The organism is Ectothiorhodospira sp. PHS-1, assembly GCF_000225005.1.
GTDB lineage: Bacteria > Pseudomonadota > Gammaproteobacteria > Ectothiorhodospirales > Ectothiorhodospiraceae > Ectothiorhodospira.
On sequence record NZ_AGBG01000046.1, the window covers coordinates 1 to 8,889 of the forward strand.

Annotated in this window: 9 protein-coding genes; 1 reads left to right on the forward strand and 8 read right to left on the reverse strand. The window is 50.6% G+C overall.

The genetic code is table 11. From position 1 onward, the window contains the following. Window positions 1-591: 591 nt before the first annotated feature. From ECTPHS_RS14370 to ECTPHS_RS13030, 8 genes are all read right to left on the reverse strand, one after another. A complete protein-coding gene (locus ECTPHS_RS14370; protein WP_083838860.1) occupies window positions 592-879 on the reverse strand; it encodes a HigA family addiction module antitoxin in 288 nt (95 codons plus the stop codon). 10 nt (window positions 880-889) lie between these two features. Further along, entirely contained in the window at window positions 890-1,168 is a 279-nt protein-coding gene (locus ECTPHS_RS13010) for a type II toxin-antitoxin system RelE/ParE family toxin (RefSeq protein ID WP_008933220.1), read from the reverse strand. Between the two features lie 361 nt (window positions 1,169-1,529). Beyond that, window positions 1,530-2,657 carry an IS91 family transposase gene (locus ECTPHS_RS13015; RefSeq protein ID WP_050814268.1) on the reverse strand — a complete coding sequence of 376 codons (1,128 nt, stop codon included), beginning with the start codon at window positions 2,655-2,657 and terminating at the stop codon, window positions 1,530-1,532. After that, a complete protein-coding gene (locus tag ECTPHS_RS13020; protein ID WP_008933222.1) occupies window positions 2,650-3,513 on the reverse strand; it encodes a site-specific integrase in 864 nt (287 codons plus the stop codon). The genes ECTPHS_RS13015 and ECTPHS_RS13020 overlap by 8 nt, the downstream gene beginning before the upstream one ends. A gap of 185 nt (window positions 3,514-3,698) precedes the next feature. Then, window positions 3,699-4,706, reverse strand: a complete 1,008-nt coding sequence (locus ECTPHS_RS14375; RefSeq protein ID WP_083838861.1) for an HNH endonuclease — start codon at window positions 4,704-4,706, stop codon at window positions 3,699-3,701. Beyond that, a complete protein-coding gene (locus ECTPHS_RS14380; RefSeq protein WP_008933224.1) occupies window positions 4,693-5,709 on the reverse strand; it encodes a site-specific DNA-methyltransferase in 1,017 nt (338 codons plus the stop codon). Before ECTPHS_RS14380 ends, ECTPHS_RS14375 begins: the two co-directional genes overlap by 14 nt. Before the next feature lie 116 nt (window positions 5,710-5,825). Next, window positions 5,826-6,374 (reverse strand): helix-turn-helix transcriptional regulator, encoded by a 549-nt coding sequence (locus ECTPHS_RS14385; RefSeq protein ID WP_210386933.1) that lies wholly within the window; start codon window positions 6,372-6,374, stop codon window positions 5,826-5,828. A 117-nt stretch (window positions 6,375-6,491) separates the two neighbouring features. After that, window positions 6,492-7,928 carry an SEFIR domain-containing protein gene (locus ECTPHS_RS13030; protein ID WP_040406064.1) on the reverse strand — a complete coding sequence of 479 codons (1,437 nt, stop codon included), beginning with the start codon at window positions 7,926-7,928 and terminating at the stop codon, window positions 6,492-6,494. Between the two features lie 171 nt (window positions 7,929-8,099). Here ECTPHS_RS13030 and ECTPHS_RS13035 point away from each other — a divergent pair, with 171 nt between their 5' ends. Then, window positions 8,100-8,720, forward strand: a complete 621-nt coding sequence (locus ECTPHS_RS13035) for a phage integrase N-terminal SAM-like domain-containing protein (protein ID WP_008933227.1) — start codon at window positions 8,100-8,102, stop codon at window positions 8,718-8,720. Window positions 8,721-8,889: the final 169 nt, after the last annotated feature.

Consider the following 8,889-nt stretch of genomic DNA (forward strand, 5'->3'; position numbering starts at 1 on the left):
AGGCTCAGTCCCCGGGCGAGTCAGCACAAGGTGACGAAGCCCATCAGGTGCAGGGGATAGGGTAAATGCGGCGGTTGTGCACTGAAAGTTCATGTTCTTATTCGGGGAGATCTGTCTCACTTGCGGTCCGTGTCCCTATGGGAGTCGAACTGAGGGCCGGCTCGAAAGGGCCGGAATAACCATCGAACCCTACCGGGGCTGTGGTCGCCATGGGAGCCGGACTGAGGGCCAGCCCGAAAGGACTGGAACACCACCGGACCCTACCGTGACCCGGGCAGCGCACCAACCGGTAACGCTTGGCGTGATGAGGCAGAAGTCAGCAGACGGCATAGTAGCCAAATGCTCACCGTAATGGGTGAGACACGGTGAAGGCCCGAACCTCCGGCAACGAGAGAGACCCGCGTGTCTCAACGGACGTAATGCACCCGACCGGGTGAAACGGCCTTGGCGATTCGTTGGGTAACCAGCGTTGAAGGTCACCATGTTTGCATGGTCCTTTGAACTCCGGAGGAAACGCCCCGTGCGGACCCGCATGCGGGGTGTTGTGGAGGCCGGGGGAGAAAAAAACCCCCGGCTATCCGATTATGTGCTTTAGGCTGCAACAAGCTTCTTCACGTTGAGCTTTTTGCGATGTTGTTCAGCATGCCAGAGTTCATATTGGGACTGCTGATTTAGCCAGCTTTCCGCCGAGGTATCGAAAGCGATAGAGAGCCGGATCGCCATTTCTGGACTGATGCCGGCCTTTCCATTCAACACGGCACTCAGCGTTTTGCGACTAACCCCCAATGCTTCTGCTGCTGCCGTGACAGAAAGGCCAAGGGGCTCAAGACAAAGCTCTCGCAGTACTTCACCAGGGTGTGGAGGGTTGTACATTAACATTGGCGGAACCTCAGTGATAATCTTCGTAGTTCACAATCTCGGCATCTCCGTCTTCGAATCGGAAGGTCACTCGCCAGTTACCGCTGACAGTCACCGACCAGATCCCGTCACGATTGCCAGTGAGCTCGTGCAAGCGCAGACCGGGTAAATCCATATCTTTGGCATTCGATGCTGCATTCAACCTACCGAGAATTAGCCGAAGCCTCTTTTCATGAGCGGCCTGAATCCCTGCTGTGCTGCCGGACTTGAAAAATTTAGCCAAGCCCTTGTGTTTGAAGCTTCGAATCATCCCTTGAGCGTACCCTGTAACGTATCAGGTGTCAAATCACACATATAAGCGTTTATCCGCCGTGTGCAGCATGGCGGATAAACGTCTGTTGGACGAAGCCATGTACTGCACATCTTTATAATGGGGATTGTATTTTTGGCGGCGTGCCAGGCAGGCCATGAGCGGCGCTTTGGCAGGTGTGGATTACCTGTGCGGGTTCTTTCAGCCACTGTGGAGCCATGCTGGGGGGGGCCTTGGCAAGTGTGTTTTGAATGAACATAGCCTGATTGTTGGCCCTGTTTCAATGCTTTGCCCGCACTCAGCCCCGGCCTTTCCGGAGGCCATTGTCAACCTGCTCCGTCACCCGCTATTTTTCAATCACTTAACATCGTCGTGCCTTGAGCGTGGGGCATGGAACAGGACGCGATATTTCGGCAATGACATGCAAACGACCTTTCCGGCATCGGGGACAAGGATATTCGGCCGCTTCCTTGCGCGGCGCGGCGGTGGCTGCCGGTGGACGCGCCATCGATAATGCCCTCCTGACCTGATCAAGCTTTTGACGGCGGCACCGATTGGCCAAAAATCCGTAATGGCGCACCCGCATCAAACCCTTGGGAAGGATGTGTTGCAAAAAACGGCGCACAAATTCTTCCCCCGACAATACCATCACCTTGCGCTGTTCCGTCCGATAGTCCTTGTAGGTGAAGTGAACCTCGTCCTCGTCCACCTTCACAATCCGCTGCTGGGTGATGGCAATGCGGTGTGTGTAGCGGCCCAGGTAGTCCACCACCGTCGCACCCCGGTTCAGGCAGGCCTTGGTGTAGACGTTCCACGATTCCCGCATCAGTGCATCCAGCACACGGTCGATTTCTCCCGGGTGGCTCACCCGCGACAACGCACCGCTGGCGGCCGCCTGTCTCAAGGCAGACACCATCAGGCCCCGAAACCGTCTTGACAGGGCCTTGACGGGAAACAGGTAGTTGCCCTGACAGGATTGCCATTGACCATCCTCGCGCAGGGCGCCACCGGGGACGAGACAGTGCAGGTGTACATGTTGCGTCAGGGTTTGCCCCCAGGTATGCAGCACCGCCGTCATGCCCAGTTCTCCCCCCAGACGCCTGGGGTCTTGCCCGAAGGCCTTGAGCGTGGCCCATGCCGACTGGAACAAAAGGCGATGGAGTTCGCGCGGGTGCAACTGTACCCAGCCATTGAGGGTGTGGGGGAGCGTGAACACCAGGTGATAATACGTCACCGGCAGCAGTTGGCTGCGTTGCTGCTCGCACCAGGCCTGTGTCGCGCGGTTCTGGCATTGCGGACAATGCCGATCCCGGCAGCTGTGATACCACTGCTGCTCCCTGTCGCATTGGTCACAGCGAAGCCGCAGCCCACCCAGACGCTCGGTTCGGCAGGCCTGCAGATGCCCGCAGACTTTCCTCCGGCCGCTGTCCAGGCCATCGGCACACAGGAATCGATTGAGAATATGCTGGACCGTCGTCGGCTCAGGCATGATGCACCTCCGGCAACAGGGCCAGCAGGTCCACATGCCCCGAGGTGCCCCGTTCATCACTGGGTGTCCAGTGGATGTAGCGCAGGGTGGTTTGCAAATGCCCATGACCCAGCAGACGTTGCAGTTCATGCACCGCCAGCCCATTCTCCAACTGGTGCGTGGCATACGCATGTCGCAGGCCGTGGATCCCCACCGACTTGCTCACCCCGGCGCGGCGGCGACAGCGGCCAAACAGGCGCTGTGCTGAACTCACGCCAATGTGATGCTGCGGTTGGAACGTATGTGGAAACAGCCACACACGCGGGCGGCTGCAGCGCCAGTAGCGGCGCAGTTTATCCAGCAACAGGGGACTGATGATGACCGCGCGGTCCTTCGCCCCCTTGCCCTGCTCCACCCGTAACAGGCGCCGCTCACCATCAATGTCATCCACACGCAGCGCCACAACCTCACTGACTCGCAATCCACAGCCATAGCACACCTCCAGCAACATCCTGTGCTTGGGGTTGTCACACGCCTCGATGATGCGCGCCACCTCGGCCCGGGTGAGTAAAGGCGGTATCCGCTGTGGCCGCTTGGGTACGATCAGGGCCACTTCATCAAAGTCGCTTCGCTGAAGCACCTGTTGAAATAGAAATCGGATGCTGTGTAAATGCAGACGGCAGGTGGAGGCAGAAAGCTTGCGGTCCACCGCCAAAACCTTGAAATACTGCTGCAGGTCCTGCATCGAAAGCCGTGCCGGAGAACGGCCAAAATAGGCAGCCAGGGATCTGGCCGCGTAGATATAGCTCTGCTGGGTCCGCGGTGAAAAACCACGCTGGCACATCGCATCCAGCATCTGGCGACGTAAGGGTGTCATCACTGATCTCCTCTCAAATGTCAGGGCAAACATGGCCCTGAAGAGAGTCTTGATGATCAGTGCAATTTACGCAGGTAAGGGCGGGGAAAAGCTGCCGCGAATGCGGCTTAGTTCAACGACCAAGCTCACCGGCGGCAATGGAGCGCAGCGGAATTGCCGTCCGGTGCAGCGCCTTGTTAGCCGTTTTATACATAGCCTGGTATTCGACGGTACTTGTTTGCCATTCTTATGTATTCGATTCTTGGTCGCTGATTTGCGTCAAGCGGCAGATGAATTTTTTTGTCCAAGAATGACTTAAACTCCTTAATCCCGTCATCCAATTTATGTTGTTTTAGCTCATCTGCCTTTTCCGGATTCAGCCTCATCACATATTCTTCATCGAGATAAATCAAGCAATTGTCATATGCTCTATGAAATGTCGGAGATAGAGACATCCCATTTGTAACATGATCACTGCTATCTCCTGAAGGCACAGGTAGAATGTGAGCAGCATCCACAAGGCGCAGTTGAAATCTTGTAACTGCACACCTGTTATCATAGGCACTTAATACAATTTTCCTGAAGTTTGCGTCACGTGAGTACCTGCTGACATTTTCCACAATGAGTTTTCTTTTTGCCGTAAGTGATGAAACATCATGCTCAGGGATCTCTTGTAACTCGACAGCCTTCGTTAGCAATTTTGTAAGATTGCTTTCAGCGCCGTATAGATGCAAAGGCTCGGCATTCAGGCAATACGTTAAAAACTGATCTGGCCTCACCCCAATCGCTATTTCGTCATTCTCCTTAGTGACGAATGAGAGACCATTTTGTAACGCCGAATGTATCGCAGAAATTCCTATTTGAACTGAGGGTGACCCAGCAGTAAATGTGCTGTGTTTATTTAAATCAAAGCCTGCAAACATCTTCAAATCTGGGTGATAGCCCATGAGTACAGTCAATCCACTTGGATTCTTCTGTAATGGTGAAGATACAGATGTCATTTGTATTCTGTACTCATCGGGCAATGAAACCCGACCGCCATGAGTGAGTGTCCAAATGTAAACCCAAAGACTGTAAGTGTTTCCTAAAAAGCTAACAATAAACTTGCGAGGGTGTGTTCTAACAGTCTCAGAGACATAAGCAGCCACACCGCCAGATTGCTGAATCGCGTCAATTAGTTCATTGACAATCAGTTTAGGGCTAACGGCTGGCATCTTCTTCCCCCTTTGTGCCTGGCTTTGCGGGACGCGCCTTTCCCCCGTCAACTGGTAGTGGCTCTTCGTCGTCTACGCCATTCCATAAAGCACCGGGATGAGACAAGCTGTATGTTGGTGCTTTTCTATCTATTGCCTTGACCGGAAAGCGTAGCTTGCCACCTTCTAAATATTCTTGTTCCATTTCCACACAAACCCATTTTCTTTTGAGTTTTTCTGCAGCTTCTCCAGTAACGCATGAGCCTCCAAATGGGTCAAAAACAAAATCACCCTTATCCGACAACATGCGGATAAAGTATTCAGGTAGATCAACGGGAAACCTCGCTGGATGAGGCTTAATTCCATTTTCTTTACACTTAGTTAGGTACAAAGAATTGCTTTCAGTGTTGGCAATAGCAATCAAATTTGGCGGAATCGAAGCCCCGTTATCTTTTGAAAATTTATCGCTAATATCGTGTCCACTCGGTCGCAGTTGGGCTTTGTACCCATTTTTTAGCAACCCCTTCATAGACTCACTATAAGGAACCAGGATTCTACGATTGCTTGCTTTCGGCCAAGGTGTCTTTGACAGCCACCACACACAATTTATGGCGTCTTTGACCCTGATTCGCCTAATATTTACCCATTCTGCAGGGGTGGGTAATTTGGATGGATTCCACCAGAAAAAATCTTGAGCCAGGTGAAATCCATACTCGCGACAGAGCATGATCATTAGCTCATAATGATAAAGTGATCTGGTTGGCTGCCCCGGTATCCATGCGCCACCAATATCAATTACGAGTGATCCGTCTTCTCGAAGGATTCTATGAAACTGCTCCGCAAAAGGGCGGAACCAATCTAAATATTCATGTGCATCGGCGTTGCCGTAGTCCTTCTTTCTCACGAGCCCAAATGGCGGTGATGTCATTATGAGATTAACTTCGCCGTCTCGCAGCGTAGGCATATACGCTAACGAGTCTGCGTGATAAGTGCTTCCAAATTTCGTTTCAAAGAATTTCTTCATGCGTTCCTGATTTGTTTAGTTTTGTACGGCTAACGCTGCCATAAACGGCGCGAGCTTGCGAGCGTCCGGCGACCGTAGGGAGCGAATTTCATGGCTTTGTTATGAGCAAAGTTCACCTACAACCCCCCCTCCGTTATTTTTCGCAACTGTTCACCCTTGAATGTGGGATCTAGTGCAAACCAGAAAACAGGATTAGGAGTAACGGTTCCGTCTTGATTATAAATAGGTCCATTCAAGACAGAGTTGAAACTCCATCTATGAAATGAGTTTTGTGCCCGAAAGCCAGGGGACGCATAGTATTCTTGAGCTTCCTTAAGCAGTAGATCTTCACTGAAGTCGAGTTGCTTGGAGATGACTGCCCAGCCATTCTGGCTTAGAAGTGTCGCATATCGCTCCATTGTGGCTAGTACCGCCGAAGGCGCTACCTGAATTCCGTTGCAAACTCTGAAAAATATTTCCATCGAAAGTGGGCTTTTGCCAGTTTCAATTTTTGTCCAAGCACTCGGTGTTTTGTCGCACATATCAGCCACTTGCGCCTGATGTATCCCTCTCTCCAAACGCAGTTCTTTTAGTAAAATCAAAGAGATGCTTGAAAAAGTAGTTACCTTGCTGTCATTACTAACCATTGAAAACCTCCACATGAGTTGGTGGAGCAATTCTCGCATACAGCTTCCTATCAGTCAATACCAAATTCCTGACAGGAACATGCATAGGCTGACTAACGCTACTCATAACGCCAGCCATCAGCCGCGCGAGGTACGAGCGTCGGCTGCATGGCATTGTTATGCCTTTGTAGCCAGTTGTTCATACCCCAGAAGCACTGACGGATTAAAAGATTCAAACTGCCAGCGGGGCAATCGTTGCTTGTCAGTTTTGTAGGCTGACATAAGTTCATCAAGGTCCGACGGCTTATCGATGCCAAGAATGCATTTGGCTTTTTCGAAATATGACTTTGATGACGACCTTGCGAACACCTCAAAGGCACTATGGAACCGACCGACGTACAATAAGGTGTCCGGAAACCAACGCGAGTAAATATCAACCTGCTGAATTTCGGCTCTCATGAAAAGTACGAAGTCCGCTTGCATCAAGTACCGAAACTCAAGTCCGGAGCTTTTACTACGCTGCTCCAGAAAGTCCGCATGCAGAGATAAACGATTCAATTCCAATCTATTGTTTCTATGCTCCAAGGACCTCAAGTACGCTCGGAAAGCATCATAGCCCACCATTACGTCTTTCCCGTAATCAGACTGGCCCGGAACATAATATTGCTGAGAAAGCAGAAGACTAAGCTCTGAGAACCGCTCGTGCTTTAGTAAGATCGCCACCAAATAAAGGAATAATTCATGCGCAATAAACTTGAAGTTATCAAAATCCCACTCACTCCAACTATTAACATGCTCTGGTCTATTCGTGTAAGGTATCAACCCCTCGAGAAATCGATGTAGTTTTAAGATATTTTCTTCATTGGGTGCATATTGAGCAATTGTTACGAATAGGGATATAGCCTCATTACGGTAGGGAAGAAACTGCTCAATATTCTCCACTACTTTATCATCAAACTCACCTTCCTTTTCAGTGATTCTGAATTTTTCAAGGTTGGCTACAAAGTTTGCCAGATACTCGTCCAACGCACCTGGTGCAAAAGGTTTAGTATCTTTAATTGCAGAGATGGCCCTCTTGTAAGCGGCAGTCGTCCCTAATGATACCCCCTCAGGCTCATCTAAAAATGAAGGTTTTTTTCCGATCTCTGGTCTTCTATATAGCGGTTTGTCATACACCCAGCGCAGAAGCCTCTCAAAATTTTCGGTGTAATTATCAGGCTCACTCAAGTCTATGTAGATTCGCGATTTGTAATATGTCGGTAAATACGCTTTCCCTTGGTCATTTTTTTCTGATATTACTGCTACAAATTTACCTTGCTCTTGGTTTTCATACACTTCGCGCGAGATTATCTGCGTTTCGGTTCCAACGCCACCAGCACGACCATCTGCTTTAGCCGCGTAAATTTCATCACAGATTATTGCGACTTTCGATATTTCTGGATCTGTAACCATTTTTTCCATGAACGCTACTGCGTCGTGACCTTCCTTTAAGTCCCATTTGTCCAAAATTACATGAACGCCAGACTCAGTTAATTCATTAGCCAAATCAATCACCCATTGTTCGTGGGTTGGATTTGACCAGCTATAGGATATAAAAAGTTTCGGATTTTCCATCAGATCTAGATTTCCCCTCTGGCATAACAGTAGATTAGACAGAATCGGCTTTTCCCAGGAAAGACAGATTCCGCATAGCATGGCTTCAGATCTTGAGATCTTGCCACCCATTCCAAAAGTATTGCATCATCCAGGAATCGTTTCACCTCACCCAGGATTGGAGCCAAGGACATGGCTAACTCCCCTCTTACGGACAAAGAGCGCGTTTTCTGGTCCCGATTTAGCAAACATCTGGTTCAAAAAGGAATCAAGCCTGAATCGGTGCGCTGGTATCGGATTCGGGCGGAGCAGTTCATCCGTGCTTTTCCCCACCAGAGACTGGCTTCCCTCACCCCTGATGATGTCTCGGCCTATCTGCTCAGGTTGGGCGAATCGCCCAACCTGAAGCCTTGGCAGTACCTTCAGGTCGTCGATGCTATACAGATTCTGTATAAGTTGGCACGCACGGAATGGAGTGAAACGTTCGACTGGGACTACTGGCGCGCTTCAGCCAAGTCGCTGGAACCACAGCACGCGACGCTGGCCCGAGAATATGTGCCTCTCACATCTGCGGAGTTTGTCCGGCATGTGGGTGACAAACGCTTTGCGCCCTTGATCCTTTCCCATCAGCCTGTTTTTGAAAAACTGATTGCTGTGATGCGAACCCGCAACATGTCCATCAGGACGGAAAAATCCTATATGGGCTGGATCTGCAGATTCATCCACCATTACGATGGCCAGGCCCCCACCAGTCTGGGGCTGGAGTATCCCCACGTTTTCGCAGGCATAATTCCTTTTAAAACAGTGGGATAATGGAAGGCGGGGTGGACATGCACCGGCAAGATCGTGATTCTTAAGGTGACTAAGCCGAAAAAGAGCCACGAAAAAACCGATGCACGCCACAGACCTGATTCACGCAAACTTGGGGGTTGCTTCTGGAGTATCCCCACGTTTTCGCAGGCATAATTCCTTTTAAAACAGT

Excerpts from the sequence above, each read along its gene's own strand:
- ECTPHS_RS13020 (WP_008933222.1), bottom strand. The coding sequence starts at position 3,513 with ATGACACCCTTACGTCGCCAGATGCTGGATGCGATGTGCCAGCGTGGT.
- ECTPHS_RS14370 (WP_083838860.1), bottom strand. The coding sequence starts at position 879 with ATGTTAATGTACAACCCTCCACACCCTGGTGAAGTACTGCGAGAGCTT.
- ECTPHS_RS14385 (WP_210386933.1), bottom strand. The coding sequence starts at position 6,374 with ATGCGAGAATTGCTCCACCAACTCATGTGGAGGTTTTCAATGGTTAGT.
- ECTPHS_RS13010 (WP_008933220.1), bottom strand. The coding sequence starts at position 1,168 with ATGATTCGAAGCTTCAAACACAAGGGCTTGGCTAAATTTTTCAAGTCC.
- ECTPHS_RS13015 (WP_050814268.1), bottom strand. The coding sequence starts at position 2,657 with ATGCCTGAGCCGACGACGGTCCAGCATATTCTCAATCGATTCCTGTGT.
- ECTPHS_RS13035 (WP_008933227.1), top strand. The coding sequence starts at position 8,100 with ATGGCTAACTCCCCTCTTACGGACAAAGAGCGCGTTTTCTGGTCCCGA.
- ECTPHS_RS13030 (WP_040406064.1), bottom strand. The coding sequence starts at position 7,928 with ATGGAAAATCCGAAACTTTTTATATCCTATAGCTGGTCAAATCCAACC.
- ECTPHS_RS14375 (WP_083838861.1), bottom strand. The coding sequence starts at position 4,706 with ATGCCAGCCGTTAGCCCTAAACTGATTGTCAATGAACTAATTGACGCG.
- ECTPHS_RS14380 (WP_008933224.1), bottom strand. The coding sequence starts at position 5,709 with ATGAAGAAATTCTTTGAAACGAAATTTGGAAGCACTTATCACGCAGAC.